We start from the raw sequence: 18,420 nt of genomic DNA, 5'->3' as shown, positions 1-18,420 counted from the left end.
ATAAAGGGAGGTTATGGATATATAAATAGATAAAATAATAAATTATCTCTTTTAAAAATTTATATACATTGTGTTTTTTTTTTTTTTTAGGTACTATATCTTTACAAAGTTCTTATTTATAAAAAACAAATATGTACGAGTATAAGGAGGACACATATGGTTGGAAAAAATAACTACCAAGTGAAAAAGGAGAAGCAGGGCAATAAGTTCTATCGCTACTCCATTAAACGCTTAAGTGTAGGCGTGGCGTCTGTCGCTGTGGCAGCAGGCCTCTTGTTCGCGGGTGATGCAGCAGTTGTTCAAGCAGCAACTGAAGAAGTAAATACAAGTGAAGAAGTATCAACACCAGCAGAAGCGAGCGAAAGTTCTGTAGAGGAAGCAGCTCCCCTAACAGAAGATGCGCCTGTCGTTGAAGCGCCAGCTGTTGAAGAGGAAACTCTGGCTGAAACACCAGCAGAATCAGAAGAAGGTCCAGCAGTTTCTGAAGAAGCGCCTGCAGAAAATGCGTCTGAAGAAGAAGCCGCCGATCAACCGGTTGATGCTGATAAGGAAGAGGAAAAAGTTTCACCTGTAACTTATGCTGCTGAACCAAGCGAAACAGAGACCCCAGCTGAAAACCAGCCGGGCGAAGAAGCTAGCAACAATCAAAAGAAAGTTGATGCCATTGATGCGGACGCTATCGCTAACGGTTACATCAAATCCGGGACCGATATGTCTAACGCTGCCAATACCCTGTCAGGTCGTGCTTGGATTGCCGACAAAGGGCTGCCATCGACCATGGCCAATGGGTTGACACCCGTTGCAGAAGGTACCGATGTTTACATGCAGTGGATCGATACGGATGGTGCAGTTTCCCCACTTTACCGTGCTCAAACGACCAATCAATTATCACAAGTTGATGGGAGCCAAGCAGGGCCAGGGGCTTATGCTTTTGACTTAAGAGATGCCTGGATTGACGCCAATGGAGTGGAACATAAATATTCCGCTAAGGGTGCCCAATATTATCGCTTATGGATTCCAGACTATTTCGATCCAGATACCGGCAACCGGGTGACCATGTTCCGTCAAGCAGGGGGCTTCTTCCCAGGATCCTTTGTCGGTTCAGCGACTAATAGTAACCTAGGTCAGTTCCCACTACTCGGCACCAACATGCAGCGGACTGGGATCTATATGATTGAACAGGGCGGGGCTTACATGCACCGGCCTGAAAGTGAATGGGTAGAAGATCCAGAAGGCCCAATCAATAACCCAGCTGTTCTTGGTCGCAGCAACAATAGTGTGTCTGGTCGGGTTTGGCTAGAAACGGGTGCTGGCGACAAGGCCAATAGTGCAACCGGTCCGAATAAAAATAGTCGGGATGTTGAAGCGGCTGGCTACAAGGTGGTCGCTTCCTACTTGTCTAAGGAAGGCTCTGCCGCTTATGAATCAGCCGTTAACTCTTTACCACAAAACCAACGAGCTAAAGCAGCCAAAGACTTCTTGTTAAATAATCCCGACGCCATTCAAGAAACCAAGTATGCTTATACCAATGAAGATGGCCGTTATTCCATCCGATTTGACAACAAAAAAATGGATGAAAATAACACCGAATACATGTATATGCAGATCTTTGACCGGGATGGCAACTTGGTGAATGCCTATAATGGCTTCACAACGCCAGTCTTCAGAAGTCCAGCTGAGAATCAAAGTTTTGTCCCTCAAGCTGTTCCTGGATCTGAGACAGCAGGTTATATCCGTGGCCCATATGGTTGGTACAATGTCAACCATGCAGTGGTACCCAATGTCGTGATTGACCTCGAAATCACCAACTTCAACGATACCGATAAACCAGCCGGCTTGAATGATACCGCTAAAGCTGACTTGCGTGGGGCCCAATTACCACCAGCTGGCTTCAACAACAAGATTGTTTGGTATAACGAAGAAGGTGACGTCCTCAAAGAAACACCTGTCAGTCAATTAGTGGCTGGCACCGACGATACCTACGACTTGCCTAAGACCATCGAAGAAGCTCAGCAATTGAAGCTGCGAGATGGGGAAATCATCCGGGCAGTTTTCGAGTCAGGTGGCAACCAATTAGCTGCGGATTCCTTTATTGTGAAATACAAGGACGCTAACTTGCACCAACCAATCTATAAAGAAACAGCTGTTGACTTTGGCAAAGAAGCTAAGGTTGACGCCCCAAGCTTTGTGAAATTGGCTGATGACGGAACAGAAGCGCCAGTAGAAACTAGCGAAGTACCTCTATCTAAAGACCCCGCTCAACCTGCTTTCGCTATCACCACACCAACTCGTGGTGCATCCATCGATCCAAATACCGGTGCCATCACCATCCCAGCTTCTGAAACTTCTAAGACACCAGGGGAAACTATTGAAGTGCCTGTCACTGTGACTTATGAAGATGGCTCACAAGACCAAGTCACAGCTCCTGTTAAGGTATCGGCACCAGATGTGATCGACCGGACAGGTAAGGAAGATGAAGCAACGCCGGATGGCTACCACCGGGTGACTCTAACCCCAGCTGAGGGTGTGGTTGACTTTGGTAAGAAAGCTTACGATGTCAAAGACCAAGCCAAGCTTTCGCCAGACCATATTCCAAGCCTAAGCGCAGAGGAAAATTATGAAAACCCTCAATGGAATGAAGACCCAAGCCAAGTCATTACTGGACCTAAGGGTTTTGTCGCCAGTGCAACACCAGTCACTCCAGCCGACACCACCGCCCCAACCATCACCGTTTCCGCTAAGGATATCCAAGCGACAGAAGGGCAAGCAATCGATCCGGTTTCTGTAACCACCGATGACCCAGAAGCGACGGTAACAGTTGACGGCCTACCTGACGGATTGACTTACAACCCTGAGACCAAGCAGATCGAAGGGACGGTTCCAGCGGGTACGGTGCAATGGGCGGATGACCAAGATGAGTCCCGCGACTTCCCAGCAACCGTGAAGGCGACAGATCCAGCCGGCAATGAAGCGACTGAGCCAATCAAGGTGACGGTTCTTCGCGACACAGACGGTGACGGTCAAGCAGACCAAAACGATGAAGATGATGACAACGACGGCATTCCAGATAAGGACGACGATGCATCGAAAGTATGGGATGGCCTCGATGCTAAAACCACTGATACCACCGCAACTAACGGTCAAGAAGTGCCTGCCAATACTAAGGTGGTAACACCTAACAAACCAGGCGCTAAGGTGAACACACCAGCCCCAGTTGATGGCCTGTCAGTTGACGAGAACGGTAATTTAGTTGGTACACCAAACGTGGACTTCCAACCAGGTGAAAGCGAAAAAGTCGTTGAAATTCCTGTTGAAATCACCTCAACTGGTACTGGACAAAAAGATGATCAAGGTCAACCAACTGATGAGGCTATCCAACGGACTGTCAAAGTGACCGTAACCAATCCAAATCCTGCTGAAACACCAGCGGAATCCAGCGTGGAAGTGACGCCTAAATCACAAAACGCTCTGGAAGGTAAGGACATTACCCCAGTGACGCCGCAAGCGGACAATGTTCCAGAAGGCGGAAGCGTTAAAGTGACCATCGATGGACAAGACACTTATCCAGGTCTGACCGTTGATCCAGAATCCGGCCAAGTGACCGGCCAACCGGAAATCACCGACTGGGCGCCTGAAGAAGAAACTCGGACCATTACGGTAACTGCTGAAGTCCAAGACAAGGATGGCAATCCAGTTCGTGATGGCGATGGTAATCCAGTTAAGGCTGAATCGACCATCACCATTTACCGCGACACCGACAAGGATGGCCAACCTGACAAGGATACGGGTATGCCTCAAGATCCAAACAATCCTAGTGTCCCAGGCATCAACCAAGGCGACAAGGACGATGACAACGATGGCTGGACCGACCAAGATGAAAAAGATCGCGGCACCGATCCAAAAGATGAAACTGACTTCCCTCAAGTGACCGAACCCGGCGCTGAAAATGAACCCGGCAAGGACACCACCACGGTTACCGGCAAGACTACGCCAAACACCGATGTGGAAGTTAAGGATAAGGACGGCAACACCATCGGTACTGGTACTTCTGACGACCAAGGTAATGTCAAAATTGATGTACCTAAGCAAAATCCAGGCGATAAAGTAACCATCAATCCTGGTAAGAAAGATGACCAAGGCAACTTTAAGCCAGTTACTGACGACCAAGGTAAGCCTCAAGGTGGCGCTGAAACGGTAGTCAAGGAAACTCCACAAATCACCAATCCAGGGGCTAAGAACGATCCCGATTCAGACCAAACTAAGGTGACCGGTAAGACCACTGTTCCAAATTCCACCGTTGAAGTTAAAGACAAGGACGGCAATACTATCGGCACCGGTACCTCTGATGAAAACGGCGACTTTACTATCGACGTCCCTCGTCAAAACCCAGGCGACAAGGTTTCTGTCATCCCATCTAAGGACTACACCAACCCAGACGGCTCAACAGAAACACGGACCGGCGACCCTGTGGAAACCACCGTTACTGAAGACGCTCCAGCTGTAGTCAGTGTCGAAGTCACACCAAAATCACAAAACGCTCTGGAAGGTAAGGACATTACCCCAGTGACCCCACAAGCGGACAATGTCCCAGAAGGTGGAAGCGTTAAAGTGACCATCGATGGCAAAGACACTTATCCAGGTCTAACCGTGGACCCAGAAACTGGTCCAGTGACCGGTCAACCACAAATTACTGACTGGGCGCCTGAAGAAGAAACCCGGACCATTACCGTTGAAGTTTCTGTCCTAGATAAGGACGGCAAGCCTGTCACTGATACAGACGGTAACCCTGTGACCGCTGAATCAACCATCACCGTTTACCGCGACACCGATAAGGATGGCCAACCTGACAAGGATACGGGCATGCCAGAGGATCCAAACAATCCAAATGTTCCAGGCATCGACCAAGGCGACAAGGACGATGACAACGACGGCTGGACTGATAAAGAGGAAAAAGACCGCGGTACCGATCCGAAAAATGAAGACAGCTTCCCACGTGTTACCGAACCAGGTGCTGAAAACCAACCTGGCCAAGACACCACTACAGTGACTGGTAAAACTACGCCAAACACTGATGTAGAAGTCAAGGACAAGGATGGTAACACCATCGGTACCGGTACTTCTGACGACCAAGGTAATATTAAGATCGATGTACCAAAACAAAATCCTGGTGACAAGATTAGTATTGTTCCTGGTAAGAAGGATGACCAAGGCAACTTCAAGCCTGTCACAGACGACAATGGCAATCCTCAAGGTGGCGCTGAAACGGTCGTTAAGGAAACCCCACAAATTACCAATCCAGGGGCTAAGAACGAGCCTGGCTCAGACAAAACCACTGTCACCGGTAAGACCACCGTTCCAAATACGACCATTGAAGTCAAAGACAAGGACGGTAACACCATTGGCACCGGCACCTCTGACGATAATGGCGACTTTACCATCGAAGTGCCTCGTCAAGGAAATGGTGACACGATCACAATCATTCCATCTAAGGACTATACCAATCCAGATGGCACTGTCGAAACTCGGACCGGCGACCCTGTGAAGACCACTGTGACGACGACCGGCCGTCCAAGTGTCAAACAAGACAAGGATATCTACGAGCCTGAATATAAACCAGGTTCCGGTCAACCAGGCGACAAGGTTGAAGTCGGCGAACCTATCTTTAGAGACGAAGACGGCAAAGTGGTCAACCCACCAGCTGGCACCAGCTTCCAACCCGGCGCTGGCGAAACCGGCATCAGCGTTGATCCTGAAACTGGCGCGGTCGTTATCGACGTTCCAGCTGACGCCAAACCAGGCGATAAGATTGAAAAATCTGTCACCGTCACCTATCCTGATGGTTCAAGTGAAACGGTAATTGTTACGGTTACAGTAGAGGAAAAAGACGGCAGTGGTGTGACACCAGTACCAACACCTCAACCTCAACCTGAACCACAGCCAGAAGAACAACCTGAAGTTGAAGATGAAGTAAAACCTGATCCAGAGCCAGAATCCAATGACGACCCTGTTAAAGCAGACGATAAGACTGTTTCAGTTAAGACTCAAACTCCTGCAAAGGAAGATAAGAGCAAGACTCAAGCAGCGCCTGCCCAAGTGCATACCCAACTGCCTCAAACCGGCGCAGTTGCAGGGTTAGCAAGCTCATTAGCTCTAGCTCTGATCGGAACTGGTTCCATCCTTGCTTTAGGTAAAAAGAAAAAAGAAGACTAATCTTCACTGATTAGCTTCTCTTCCAGCACCTCGCTTAGCGGGGTGCTTTTTTTAAGCCAATAAAAAATAGCTCATTCTACAGAATGTAGAGTGAGCTACTTTTATTATCGAAGTGATTTTCTATTCTTCTAATTGATTTGCTTTTTCCTTGGCTGTCTTAAGGAGGTTAGGACCGACTAATACAATGGCCATCAGTAAGCCAGCGGTTTGGATCCAAAAGATCGTCACATCGGTTAGGCCGTGAATTAATACCACACTAAGCAAACTACAGATTAATGCCAGTTCGGGGCGGATACTTGAATATCGCCGCATCTCATTGAGCATCCTTCCTAGCCGGTAAAGGGGATAAACCAGGAGGCTCGACCCGATGATACCATAGGATAAGAGCGTATCTAGGAAAATATTATGGGCATGCTGGGTATACTTAGTAGTGTATTCACTGTATACATGCATATAGGTCAAGGGCCCTTGGCCAAACCAGACGTTATCCTTAAAGGCCTGCCAGCCGGTTTGCCAGATGTCGAAGCGGTCGGAAAAGGCATAAGCTAAGTCGTCAAAGCGTGGCATAAGACCCATCCCCCAAGCGATCAGTCCTAAGATACTGAGACCTAGTAGGGAGTAGATGGCGGTTTTCTTATAGCCGATCACATAAAAGAAAACATAAGAGGCGCCTATAATCACGATGGCACTGGTTCGGCAGCCGGTATAGACAATGGCTAGTAAATTACAAGCAATTAAAAAGAGACAGGTCAATTTTTTAGCTAAATGCTTAGTAGTCTTCATTCGATACATGGCGATAACGATAAAGAATTCTAGCATCATAGCGAAATAATTCGGGTTAAAAAATGTGGCCTCTACCCGGTCAGGGTGCACCTTATTCATGGCAGGAGAGATAAAGGTATAATCCCATTCTGAGATGATATCAAAGTGCTCTAAGAGTGTAAAAATAAAAATGATAATACTTGCAATTAAAGTAATGTTTACGATTTCGGTTAGATAGTCTGGTCGAACCTGTTTCGTATAGTAAATCGAATAAATAAGGGCAATTAATAAACCAACTGAGATCAGTCCACCCACCCAATTTTCATGCACAATAGAGATTAAAAAGGCATAAAAAGGGAAGGAAAATAAACTTGTGATTAAAGGGTCATCTGGCCAGTGTTTGGCCGAGAGCATTCCGGTGGCCAACAACAAGGTAAAAACGACCCCAAAAACAACAATGGTTATATAAAATGGAAAGAACAGGCTGACCAATAAGATGGTCATCAGTATGGATTGAATTGCTCCTGGTAAGAAGGCTTTGCCATCTTCTAGCAAGTAAGTCACCTACTTTCAGAAAGAGTATCAATCCTTTAAACTTTAGCCTAAATCAGCTTAAATTACAATCATTTTAAGCATCTTTAGCTATTTTTTTAAAATTATTTATAAGTGATTGAGCGCTTTCGTTTTAGATCGACAATAAACATGCTAGAATAAACTTATATAGAAAGAGGCGAGTAGAATGACAGATTGGAAAGGCTTGGATCCCAAGGCGTTTAACCGCTATCGCTCCTGGAAGAACTCTAGCAATCCAGGAATTTGTGGATCCTACTGCTGTAGTGTCCTGGTACATTATCATACGCTCAAAGACACCGGGGTCGACTTAGATAAGGACACTTTAGTAGCAGGTTTTAAAGAAATTGTTGATGATAAGCGACCTTATCGCGGAAGTTTTATTTGGGATATCGCCCTAGCTTTATCCATGTTCTGTGAAAATATGCCTTATCAAGTCAAGGCGGGCTTACTGACTGAGATTAATTTGCCAGATTTGATCGACCAGGGTTATGGGCCATTTATTGTGGGTCTTCAAAAACCGCTAAAAAGTAGCTATGGCAACCATTGGATTGTGGTATATGCCTACAAATATAACCCAGCTGGCCAACTCATCTACCTAGCCTATGATAACCAAGGGCGTAGTCAGGTTGAAGTGCCTGCGAGTCAAAGCTTGACCTACTGTTATTTAACAGCTAAGGAGGAAGTGACGGCTGATGTCTATATTAGTGATGCCGAAAAAATAAATCAGCTGCAAAGAAAACAAGGCATTGACTTTATTCCAAGTCGGGGCTATCAAGCCCATGAAGCCGCTAAAGAAGCTCAAGAGAAACGTCGTTTTCTAGGAAAGGATTTTAACGAATGGAAAGATTTGATTATATAGTTATCGGTGGGGGAAGTGCTGGGATTGCTTCTGCTAACCGGGCAGCCGAATATGGAGCTAAGACCCTCATCATTGAAAAAGATGAAGTCGGCGGTACCTGTGTCAACCGAGGCTGTGTTCCTAAAAAAGGCATGTGGTACGGGGCTCATATTCTGGAATTACTAAGAGACTATGCTCCTGATTACGGCATTGATGCGCCCTTGAAGAACTTTGATTTTCAAACTTTGAAAAAACACCGGGATGAATATATTGACCGGGTCCACAATTCTTACTTCAAAGGCTTTGAAAGTCGGGGCACCCACTACAAAAAGGGTTATGCCAAGTTTGTTGAAGACCATATTGTGGAAGTGGATGGAGAACAATTTTACGGCGAACATATTAGTGTTCTCACCGGTGGCCGTCCTGCCTTACCTGAAGGGATTCCTGGCATTGACTTAGTGGATGTGAGTGACGATGTCTTTAACTGGGAGGAATTACCAGACTCCTTACTAATTGTGGGCGCTGGTTATATTGCTGTAGAAATGGCCGGTATGCTGCAAGAATTTGGGGTAGATGTGACCTTGGCGGTTCGCCATGAAACGCCTCTGCGTCACTATGAACCTAAAATCACTGAATCCTTAATGGAAAATATGAAAAATCAGGGCATTACCGTGCTCAGCAACCATAACGTAACCAAAATTGAGAAAACGGCAGATGGTGCCTTTAAAACCACTTTCAAAGAAGATGATGAAGTCCTTAGTGACCGGGTGCTTTATGCCATTGGTCGTCAACCGAATACAGAAAACCTTGGTTTAGAAAACACCTCTATCGAGTTAACCGATAAGGGTTACATCAAGGTCGATGACTACCATAATACGACCGCGAACAAGGTCTATGCCTTTGGGGATGTGATTGGCAAGGTGGAATTAACTCCTGTAGCCATTAAGGTGGGGCGGACCCTATCAGATCATCTATTTAATGGTCAGGATCCCTTCTATTTAGACTATAATATGGTGCCTTCCATTGTTTTTGCCCACCCACCAATTATTACCATGGGCTACACCGAGGAAGCTGCTAAGCAAGCTTTTGAAGGACAAAAGATTACCACTTATGACACCAACTTTACCTCAATGATTTCAGGAATGACCTCTAACCGGGAAAGTATTTATATGAAGTTGGTTTGCCTAGGTGATGAAGAGAAAATCATTGGTCTTCATGGAATTGGTTTTGGTGCTGATGAAATGTTACAAGGCTTTGCAGTGGCTATCTCAATGGGGGCGACGAAGAAGCAATTCGATCAAACCATTGCCCTCCATCCAACTGGAGCAGAAGAATTTGTTACTATGCGTTAAGTTTGCTTCATGTTTTGAATCTAGCTGGGAGAAAATCCCAGCTTTTTTGCTTTTGAGTAAGCTGGCCTTAAATGATAAAATAAAGAGAACATGAGAAGTGGTTTGAGAAGGGGGCATTCTGTGGTTAATCGCAAAGTCAGTTCAAGTCAAGAAATTTTAAAAGTTGCCTTACAATTGGTCCAAGAAGAGGGGATCCAAGCAGTCAATATGCGCCGTTTAGCCAATCGCTGTCAAATATCTTTAGGGGTCTTATATAACTACTTTGAAGATAAGAATGACTTATTGTTGCAAACTGTGGCAGCAGTCTGGCGGGATATTTTAATTCCTGATCAAGCTGACCACCTCAATCGGTCCAGCCAGCCCTTATCTCAAGCCTTTTTGACCCTTTACCAGTTATTTTCTGCGGGGGCCAAGAAGTACCCCCATTTCTTCTCCCAACATACCTTGGTCTTTTCTCAATCACAAAAGGGACAAGCTAATGCCCAAATGGATCGCTACATCAAGCATTTAAAAGGCTATCTCGTCCAATGCTTAGAAGATGATCCGGACATTCGCAACCAGGCCTTTGAGAAACACTCAGCAGACCAAGTTGTTGACTTTCTTTTTGCTATTTTTATTAATCAAGTGATGCAGGGAAAGCTGGATATGGAGCTCTTCACTGACTTTATCGATCGTTATCTTTATGACCATTAAAAAAGCGAACTTTACCGGTTGAAATTGTAAAGTTCGCTTTTAAATTCATTGCTTTTCTTTATCAAATACTATAAGGCCCGGATAATGTGGGCAATACCGGAGAATAAGAAGTAAGCCCCAATCAAGAAGACTACTGTAAAGTAGGCAGATAGGGGATTAAAGAAGATCGAAATAGCAACGATAATCCCAACAATGCCTAGGAAAATGGAGAGGCCTCGACCTACGGGACTCACAAAACCAACTAGGGAGCTGGAAGTTAGAAGTCCGATTCCTTCAGAAATAAACCAAATGGCTACTAGGAAAGGAATGGTTAGGAAACCGATTTCCACATTGAAAAATAAAATAACCCCGATAATTAAATTCAAAATTCCCACAATTAACATGACTGTATAGTTTTGGTCACTAACTTGGCGTAATTGATGGCGAGTATAGAGGTTCACGATCCCAGAAACAATCGCTCCGGCTGCATAAAAGTAAATTAAGCTTACTAAGCTTACTCCCGGATTTCTAAAACTAATAATGGCCAGGATAATAAAAATAATTCCTACAATAAGTTCGCCCCATTTTACGCCTTGTTGATTTTCATTCATTCCATCGTCTCCTTTGTCGAAATGTTTTGTCAATTTGTTCTTGAATATATTAACCTTATCAAAAATATACAATAAAATCAAAGAATTGACTTATTACATACAATCGGCCAAGGCAGGAGCTAAAATATCAAGTCAATGGTAAACTATTAATAGAATAAAATCATTGTTAGGAGAAAGGGTGTTGTCAGATGAAAATCGGTTTTATCGGCTTAGGTGTTATGGGAAAATCGATGGCCAGTCATTTAATCCAAGCAGGTTATTCCCTTAATGTTTACAATCGAACTGCAAAAAAGGCCCAGCCCTTAATTGACTTGGGGGCTCAGTGGCTTGATTCCCCGAGTCAGATCGCTGAACAATCTGATTTAGTGTTCACTATTTTAGGTTATCCCCACGATGTCGAGGATGTTTACCTAGGAGAAGCAGGGCTCTTTTCAGCTTGCCGGTCCGGGCAAATCTTTGTCGAAATGACTACTTCTAGTCCAAGTCTAGCGGCTAAACTTTACCGAGAGGGAAAAGAACTTGGCGTGAGTGTTTTAGATGCGCCGGTAACGGGCGGGGACATTGGAGCCCAAGAAGGGCGCTTAACGACTTTAGTTGGCGGAGATGAAGAAATTTTAGCTCAAATCAAACCCGTTTTAGTAAGTTTTTGCCAACAGATAGAGTACTTTGGACCTGCGGGTAAGGGGCAAGACGCTAAGATGGCTAATCAAATCATGATTGCTGGAACCATGACTGGGATGTGTGAGGCACTGGCCTATGCGAAAAATAATAACTTGAACTTGGACCAAGTGATTCAAACCTTGAACAGTGGAGCAGCTGCGAATTTCTCCCTGGCCCAATATGGCCCCCGTATTCTTAAAAATGACTATAGTCCAGGCTTCTTCGTTAAACACTTTATCAAGGACCTAAGAATTGCCCTTGAAGTCGCTGAAAAAGAAGAGCTCAAACTTCCCGGAACCCAACTGGCCTATGACCTCTATCAAAAATTGACCCATCAATTTAGTGAAGATGATGGGATCCAAGCCTTGATTAAATTGTGGTGGGGCTAGTACAAATACAGTTATTTTAAAACTTTATTAATTATATTGATAGGGTGAGTTAGAAAGGAGAACGCTTATTTGACAAAATTAGATTCACATCATTTGGGGGAACTGTTTAGAGAATTACGATTAGCTAGAGGACTGAAAATGAAAGATGTGACAAGTAGTCAGCTATCACAAGCACAGTTATCCAAGTTTGAAAACGGCCAAACTATGTTGTCAGCTGATAAGTTAATATCTGCAATTTCTGCTATTCATATGAGTTTAGCAGAATTTGAGCACGCTTATTATCAATACGAGCCGAGTGCCTTTTTTCAGCAAGCTAAGCTAATCTCTCATTACCATTCAAGTAAAGATATTGAAGGACTTGAAAGGATGCTCATTAATTTTGAAAAATATTCTGAAAATAATGAAAACTATAATCGACTAAATAGACTTGTTATTGAATGTGCTATTCATGATTTAAAAGTAGAGTATAAGATAAAGAAAGATGATAAAGAATTTATAGCAAGCTATTTATATAGCATCGAAGAATGGACAGAATATGAATTATATATTTTTGGTAATACACTGCATGTATTATCAAACAGTGATCTCATATTTCTTGGAAAGGGTTTTTGCAAAAGGAATTCTCTATATATGAAAATTCCAGAAAATAAGCATCGAACTCATCTAATAATTTTAAATATTATTTTTGAATTATTGGAAAGAGGAAAATATGATGATTCTTTTTATTTTATGAATCACTTAGATAATATTTTAGGTTACCAAGACATGTTTTCAATAACTGTTCTAAATTGCTTAAAAATGATTTTGGATTATCAAGAAAATAGAAACAATGATTTACAACTTGTTAAAAAGTATATTAGTGATGTTAACAATATGGGTTATGAAGAAGTTGCTAATTTTTTACGTGATAATATTATTGGTTTATTGTAGTGTAAATCATCTAACTATTTCGCCATTTTATTTATTAAAACACTAATAATTATTAAAATTAAAGCATAAGCAATGAAACAAATATAAGCGAGTTTCAAGTTAATAGTCGATATCATAGGAAAAATAACGCTAGTTAACGGTGGTATTATTACTAAAAAGGCATTAATAACTGTGATAACCCCACCGAGTCTATCGACAGGATATTGATTGATTACATTAGCAGAAAATCTAGGAGAAACAATTCCAAGTAAAAATGCAAGACAAGAATTTCCGACCAGGATACCCCATATATTATTATATAAATAGGTCATAGCTATGATGACTATGAAGCAGTCTGATAAGATATTTATATGAAAAATGGATTGTTTCTTTAAAATATAAGTAGTTAAACTACTCCCAAGTATCATTGATAAGGTTATGATACCTGATAAGAGCGCAATTTTAAATGGATTAGAGAGAAAGTTTAATTGGTTGTTTTCTTCTATAAAGAGTGCAAATAAAGGTGTTTGTCCACCAAAAAAGCCATTGAGCATAGCTAATTGAATAAGATTAATTAACAAGCTATGATTTGATATAAAGGATGTTAAGTTTTCTTTTACAATTGAAAGCGTCTTTGTATTCGTAAAACTTTTTATTTTAAAACCTTGAGCTTTTAAAGATGGCTTTAGTAAATAATATAAAAAAGCTACTAATAGAAATAACGATGCATTTATTATAGCTAGCATACTCTTGCTATAGATAGTTAGTAATAAAGACCCAATAAAGGTTGCGAATACGGCGACTAATTGTGTTCCTACGCTAACAAAACCTTGTGCCGTTTCCATGTCTTGAGGGGCAATCATTGCTTTAGTAAAAGGTGAAAATAACGCAGTTGCGTAATTTCCGCTAATATCTGATAAAAGGTTCATAAATGATGCTAGCAGAAGCAAAAGTAAACTTTGAGGATATCTAAAAATTATACCTATGCATATATACATAAGCGACCTAAAAAGTGAACTCCCTATTAATTGATTTATTTTACCTTTTTGTTTATCAGCTATTACACCAAAAAATATGCTGATTAAAATCGGGAGGCTTTCAGAAATAGATACAATTAGAACAGCTAATTTACTATTGGGTAATAAAATCGCTGCTGATAACATCGCAGTGTAGAACAAATTATCACCAATTTTTGATAAGAAGTTTATCCCAGTCATCCGGACAAAAAGTTTATTATTTTTAATGAAATTAATCATTTTTGCTCTCTTTCTAATGAATGATTTACTAAAAAAGCAGAAATGAATAAAGTTACTTTATCCAGTTCTGCATATAGAGAATTATATTTTTTGGTAAGTTTTTTATATCTTACTGAACTAAAATTATCTGCTAATTATGCAATGATAATAAGACCTTTTACACTTGACATGTACTTTTCTCCTTTCTAAATATATTTTTTACTACAGAATTCGGATTGCAAATCGAGTTCAATATTTAATAATTTTGAATATATTTTATAATAAGAATAATCAAAAAATTTATTTATAGGATCTGTATTGTTTTTTTCAACTTCCCTTATTTGTTCCAATTTCATTTTTTCACCTCAAGTTCTTAGTAAATACATTAACATCAAAAATGTCTCAATAATTAATTATTCATATGTGAATATTTATTATTAGTAATGGGAAAAGTTCAAAAAATGATTAGCTAAAAAAACACCTCTTCAAATGGCTTGCCTTTCCATTTTGAAGAGGTGTTTTGCTATATATTATGGATTTAAAACCCTAACTTTTCATCTTCAATGCGTTGAATTTCTTGGTAGGTTTTCGCCAAGGTGAGGGTTTCATCGACTAATTGTTCTAAACGTAAGAGTACATCATCGGAAGAAATTTCGTTAAGGGTAAAGTCCCTAGCACTAAGGTAGACATAGCGAGGCGTGACATTGGCCTTCATGTAGTTAAGGATGGGCTTTAATTGTAATTCAGGAATCAAGTAGTGGCGGTTAGACCCTGATGAGGCAAAGATACCCACGGTTTTATATTCCAGGGCTTTCTCTGGTAAGAGGTCAAAGATATTTTTTAAAGAGGCGGGAATGGAAGCCTGGAAAATGGGGGTGCCGATAAAGAGGACATCTGCCTCCATGACGGACTGAGCCACTTCCAAGGTATCTCCCTTATAATCGAGGAAGTTTCTTCCGTCAGCAAAATCCATTTCCTTGTCTAATAGGTTAATAAATTGGACTTGGTGGTCACTATATTGGTCTTTGGCTAAGATATCGAGAATAGCCTTAGCAGCCACTTCAGTTTTATGGCCCACATTGGAGCCGGATAAGACAAGTATTTTCATGATCATTTTCCTTTCTCTATGAATTAGTGAATATTTGCTGAATTTTACTGGTCTGACTTGGTATATTTTTTCACTGCGGGAATGATGGTCTCACCTAGGATGTCAATCATGTGGAGAATATCTTTAAAAGGAATGCCTCCAAAGTCAATCTGAGCGGTGTAGCGTTGGTTATTGTAGAGTTCATGTTGGTAAAGGATCTTATCAATGATTAATTGGGGATCGCCAACCGTCAGAGCGTCACGGTAGTCTTTTCCTTGGGCAAAGAGACGCTTATTAAAGCCAGTCCCATTGACCCGCCGCATCCCTGTGTCTAAGTGGGGATAGAATTCTTTAAAGGCGGTATCCCGGTCTTCATTGACATAGAGGAAGCCCGAAGTGGTGACTGGCATGGACTCCACATCGTAGCCTTTTTCGCTAAGAATAGACCGGTAGATGTCAATGGATTGTTTAAAGTATTCTGCTGAACCGCCTAGGGTAGTGATATACATGGGAACACCTTTAAGCGCGGCTTTGATAGCGGAGTCAGGCGGTCCACCGACAGCCCGCCAAATGGGAAGACCATTTTTAGCCCGGGGGATGACCTCAGCGTCATGAAGGGGAGCGCGAAATTCTCCTTCCCAGTTGACCACTTCGTTTTCATTAATTTGCAGGAGGAGGTCAAATTTTTCTTCGTAGAGGGCTTCATAGTCCTTCACATCGTAGCCTAAGAGTTCAAAAATACCTAAACGCGAGGCCCGTCCGGCAACAACTTCCATGCGGCCGTCAGAAATCAGGTCAATGGTGGCAGCATTTTCATAGACTCTGACTGGGTCAGAAGTGGAGATGATGGTGGCCGAACTACCTATTTTGATCTTTGATGTGGCTTGGGCAATGGCCGATAAGATCACCATATGGGCTTGGGATACAAAGTATTTTTGGTGGGATTCCCCCAAGTGGAATATATCCACCCCCGCTTGCTCAGCTACTTGAGCCATCTTGATAAATTGCTGGATCCGCTCTTGGGCTGAAATTTCTTCACCGGTATGGGGATTGGGCATATGGTCACCTAAACTATAAAGGCCAAATTCAATCCCCTGACTAGTATCAATTTTGGGAATAATGTGTGGGTTTTCAATTGTCATAAATAATCTCCTTTTTTCATAAAGTCATGCCTTGCATTATGCTTGGGTATATTTCTTCACTGTGGGAATGACCTTTTCTGCGAAGAGGTCGAGAGTCCGTCGAATCTCGTCAAATGGCTGACCGCCAAAGTCAATTTCACCATTAAAGCGTTGATGACCAAATAATTCGTACTGCATCAGCAGCTTGTCAATGATTAATTGGGGGTCACCGACCATGGTTGCCGATTTAACATTTTGCCCTTGAGCAAAGGCGCGTTTGGGGAAGGGTTGGCCGTTGACTAAGGGAAAGCCTGCTTCCACATAGGGCCAAAATTCTTGATAGGCCTGTTGGGTATTTTCTCTGACATAGAGGAAACTGCCGGTTTGGATCGGAATGTCATTCGGATCATAGCCAGCTTCTTGAGCAGCCTCGCGGAAGACCTTAATGCGGTGGGCAAAGGTTTGGTTAGCTCCCGATAGGTGGGCTTGGTAAATGGGCATCCCTAGTAAGCCGGCCCGTCGTGCAGAGTCATTGGAATTACCAATTCCCCGCCAAATGGGCAGTTTACCTGAAGTGCGTTCACTACGGGGCTGGACCTTGACCCCATCCAGGTCAGGACGAAATTGTCCTTGCCAGTTGATGGTGTCATTGTCATTGATTTCTTTTAGAAGGGCAATTTTTTCTTCGAAGAGTTCTTCATAATCCTTATAGTCATAGCCAAATAATTCAAAGGCTCCTAATCGGGAAGCACGGCCGGCAACAATTTCCATCCGTCCCTGGGATAGAAGGTCGATGGTTACCGCATCTTCATAGACTCGGACAGGATCTAAGACGGACAGGGTAGTCACCGCTGAGCCTAGTTTAATGGTCTTAGTTTCCCGGGCAATGGCTGAAAGAATGATCAAATTTGATTGGGAGACAAAATAGTCCTGGTGGGATTCCCCCACTTGAAAAGCATCGAAGCCGGCTTCTTCGGCTAGTTTTCCCAGTTGAATAATTTCTTCAATCCGCTCTGAGGCAGGTAGTTGTTTTCCAGTATGGGGGTTAGGAAGGTTATCTCCTAAACTGTACAAACCAAATTCTAGCCCCTTAGCTTTCTTTTCTTCTGGATTTGCTCTGGTCATTTTTTCTTCCTTTCTTATGTGTGTATTTTCCTATCGATTACTTATGCAGATGGTCTTGGCAGACTTTGGTTAAAAGTTGGTCAAGGGTGGCTAATTCTTCATTATCCAGAGCATTAAAAAAGCTTCGCTGGAAGTTACTCAAGTCATAAGCTATTTTTCCGTAAAGGTCTTCTCCCTTACTGGTGGGAAAGAGCAGGTGGCTTCTGCCTTGTATTTCTTTTTTGATATAGCCATTTTCCTCTAATTTTTGGAGTAATTGGCTAACATTACCCTTAGTTACACAGAGTTGGATAGCAATCTCCTGTTGGTTAGTTGCTGGATGCTCACAGATATAAGACAGTAAATCAAATTGGGGCACATTAATCTGACAAGAGAAATCAGCTAGGGCTTGACTGGTATCTTGCAGGTTCCTCCGGTAAAGCCTTACCAGGGACTGGTAGATATTGAGGGCGTGGTTATAATTCTCACAGCCCGATTCACTTGATGTCATCGTTCTCACCTCGTTATCAACATTTGGTTTAGTTATAAACAGTTTACCACTAAACATATACTAACAGGACTTATGCTAGGCGACAAATCATATGCTTGGCTAATAAAAATATATTTTTAGACCGTCTTGATTCGAAGGCGGTCTTTTTCCGATTGTTCGGCAATAGGAGCTGTTTTAGAGGTAAATTGGCCTTAAAAATAATATCAAAGCAATAATACGTATTATGAAAACGATTTTATCGAATAATATACGTAATTAAATTGAAATTTTAAAATTATATGGTATATTTTTACATGTAAACAAGTAAATCACGAATATTTGATATTTATTCTATACAAATGTTTGTTATTTAAGGAGGCCGTCAAGTGATAAAAGTAGGAGTAGTG

13 protein-coding genes are annotated in these 18,420 nt (G+C 42.4%); 6 read left to right on the top strand and 7 right to left on the bottom strand.

Translation table 11 applies throughout. The features are described from left to right. Positions 1-156: 156 nt before the first annotated feature. Entirely contained in the window at positions 157-6,210 is a 6,054-nt protein-coding gene (locus DBT50_RS05665; RefSeq protein ID WP_111853147.1) for an Ig-like domain-containing protein, read from the top strand. 120 nt (positions 6,211-6,330) lie between these two features. Here the strand turns inward: DBT50_RS05665 and DBT50_RS05660 are convergent, their stop codons facing one another. Then, entirely contained in the window at positions 6,331-7,536 is a 1,206-nt protein-coding gene (locus tag DBT50_RS05660) for an O-antigen ligase family protein (RefSeq protein ID WP_224785464.1), read from the bottom strand. A 175-nt stretch (positions 7,537-7,711) separates the two neighbouring features. Here DBT50_RS05660 and DBT50_RS05655 point away from each other — a divergent pair, with 175 nt between their 5' ends. The 3 genes from DBT50_RS05655 (at position 7,712) to DBT50_RS05645 (ending at position 10,428) form a co-directional block, all read left to right on the top strand. Continuing rightward, complete coding sequence (locus DBT50_RS05655) at positions 7,712-8,404, top strand: hypothetical protein (protein WP_111853149.1); 693 nt, start codon at positions 7,712-7,714, stop codon at positions 8,402-8,404. After that, positions 8,383-9,735, top strand: a complete 1,353-nt coding sequence (gorA, locus tag DBT50_RS05650) for a glutathione-disulfide reductase (protein ID WP_111853150.1) — start codon at positions 8,383-8,385, stop codon at positions 9,733-9,735. Before DBT50_RS05655 ends, gorA begins: the two co-directional genes overlap by 22 nt. Before the next feature lie 120 nt (positions 9,736-9,855). Further along, a complete protein-coding gene (locus DBT50_RS05645; protein ID WP_181566069.1) occupies positions 9,856-10,428 on the top strand; it encodes a TetR/AcrR family transcriptional regulator in 573 nt (190 codons plus the stop codon). Between the two features lie 68 nt (positions 10,429-10,496). Here DBT50_RS05645 and DBT50_RS05640 read toward each other — a convergent pair whose 3' ends face one another. Continuing rightward, positions 10,497-11,018 carry an HdeD family acid-resistance protein gene (locus DBT50_RS05640; protein WP_111853152.1) on the bottom strand — a complete coding sequence of 174 codons (522 nt, stop codon included), beginning with the start codon at positions 11,016-11,018 and terminating at the stop codon, positions 10,497-10,499. A gap of 188 nt (positions 11,019-11,206) precedes the next feature. Here DBT50_RS05640 and DBT50_RS05635 point away from each other — a divergent pair, with 188 nt between their 5' ends. After that, positions 11,207-12,067, top strand: coding sequence for an NAD(P)-dependent oxidoreductase (locus DBT50_RS05635; protein ID WP_111853153.1), 861 nt, complete (start codon positions 11,207-11,209; stop codon positions 12,065-12,067). Positions 12,068-12,136: 69 nt separating this feature from the next. Next, the gene (locus DBT50_RS05630; protein WP_111853154.1) at positions 12,137-12,997 is read left to right on the top strand and encodes a helix-turn-helix domain-containing protein; all 861 of its coding nucleotides are present in this window, start codon (positions 12,137-12,139) and stop codon (positions 12,995-12,997) included. Positions 12,998-13,011: 14 nt separating this feature from the next. On the opposite strand, the gene DBT50_RS05625 is transcribed toward DBT50_RS05630, so the two are convergent. The 5 genes from DBT50_RS05625 to DBT50_RS05605 form a co-directional block, all read right to left on the bottom strand. Further along, on the bottom strand, positions 13,012-14,232 hold the full coding sequence (locus tag DBT50_RS05625) for an MFS transporter (RefSeq protein ID WP_111853155.1): 1,221 nt from the start codon (positions 14,230-14,232) through the stop codon (positions 13,012-13,014). 517 nt (positions 14,233-14,749) lie between these two features. Next, positions 14,750-15,319, bottom strand: coding sequence for an NADPH-dependent FMN reductase (locus tag DBT50_RS05620; RefSeq protein WP_111853156.1), 570 nt, complete (start codon positions 15,317-15,319; stop codon positions 14,750-14,752). 44 nt (positions 15,320-15,363) lie between these two features. Continuing rightward, on the bottom strand, positions 15,364-16,440 hold the full coding sequence (locus tag DBT50_RS05615) for an LLM class flavin-dependent oxidoreductase (protein ID WP_111853157.1): 1,077 nt from the start codon (positions 16,438-16,440) through the stop codon (positions 15,364-15,366). Positions 16,441-16,476: 36 nt separating this feature from the next. Continuing rightward, entirely contained in the window at positions 16,477-17,544 is a 1,068-nt protein-coding gene (locus tag DBT50_RS05610; RefSeq protein WP_111853158.1) for an LLM class flavin-dependent oxidoreductase, read from the bottom strand. Positions 17,545-17,581: 37 nt separating this feature from the next. Further along, positions 17,582-18,034, bottom strand: a complete 453-nt coding sequence (locus DBT50_RS05605) for a MarR family winged helix-turn-helix transcriptional regulator (RefSeq protein WP_181566070.1) — start codon at positions 18,032-18,034, stop codon at positions 17,582-17,584. Positions 18,035-18,420 lie beyond the last annotated feature (386 nt).

Source organism: Aerococcus tenax (assembly GCF_003286645.3).
GTDB classification, from domain to species: Bacteria; Bacillota; Bacilli; order Lactobacillales; family Aerococcaceae; genus Aerococcus; species Aerococcus tenax.
The sequence above is the reverse complement of the archived record's forward strand: the minus strand, read 5'-3'. Positions and strand labels throughout refer to the sequence as shown.

Excerpts from the sequence above, each read along its gene's own strand:
- DBT50_RS05665 (WP_111853147.1), top strand. The coding sequence starts at position 157 with ATGGTTGGAAAAAATAACTACCAAGTGAAAAAGGAGAAGCAGGGCAAT.
- DBT50_RS05655 (WP_111853149.1), top strand. The coding sequence starts at position 7,712 with ATGACAGATTGGAAAGGCTTGGATCCCAAGGCGTTTAACCGCTATCGC.
- gorA (WP_111853150.1), top strand. The coding sequence starts at position 8,383 with ATGGAAAGATTTGATTATATAGTTATCGGTGGGGGAAGTGCTGGGATT.
- DBT50_RS05640 (WP_111853152.1), bottom strand. The coding sequence starts at position 11,018 with ATGAATGAAAATCAACAAGGCGTAAAATGGGGCGAACTTATTGTAGGA.
- DBT50_RS05635 (WP_111853153.1), top strand. The coding sequence starts at position 11,207 with ATGAAAATCGGTTTTATCGGCTTAGGTGTTATGGGAAAATCGATGGCC.
- DBT50_RS05625 (WP_111853155.1), bottom strand. The coding sequence starts at position 14,232 with ATGATTAATTTCATTAAAAATAATAAACTTTTTGTCCGGATGACTGGG.
- DBT50_RS05620 (WP_111853156.1), bottom strand. The coding sequence starts at position 15,319 with ATGAAAATACTTGTCTTATCCGGCTCCAATGTGGGCCATAAAACTGAA.
- DBT50_RS05615 (WP_111853157.1), bottom strand. The coding sequence starts at position 16,440 with ATGACAATTGAAAACCCACACATTATTCCCAAAATTGATACTAGTCAG.
- DBT50_RS05610 (WP_111853158.1), bottom strand. The coding sequence starts at position 17,544 with ATGACCAGAGCAAATCCAGAAGAAAAGAAAGCTAAGGGGCTAGAATTT.
- DBT50_RS05605 (WP_181566070.1), bottom strand. The coding sequence starts at position 18,034 with ATGACATCAAGTGAATCGGGCTGTGAGAATTATAACCACGCCCTCAAT.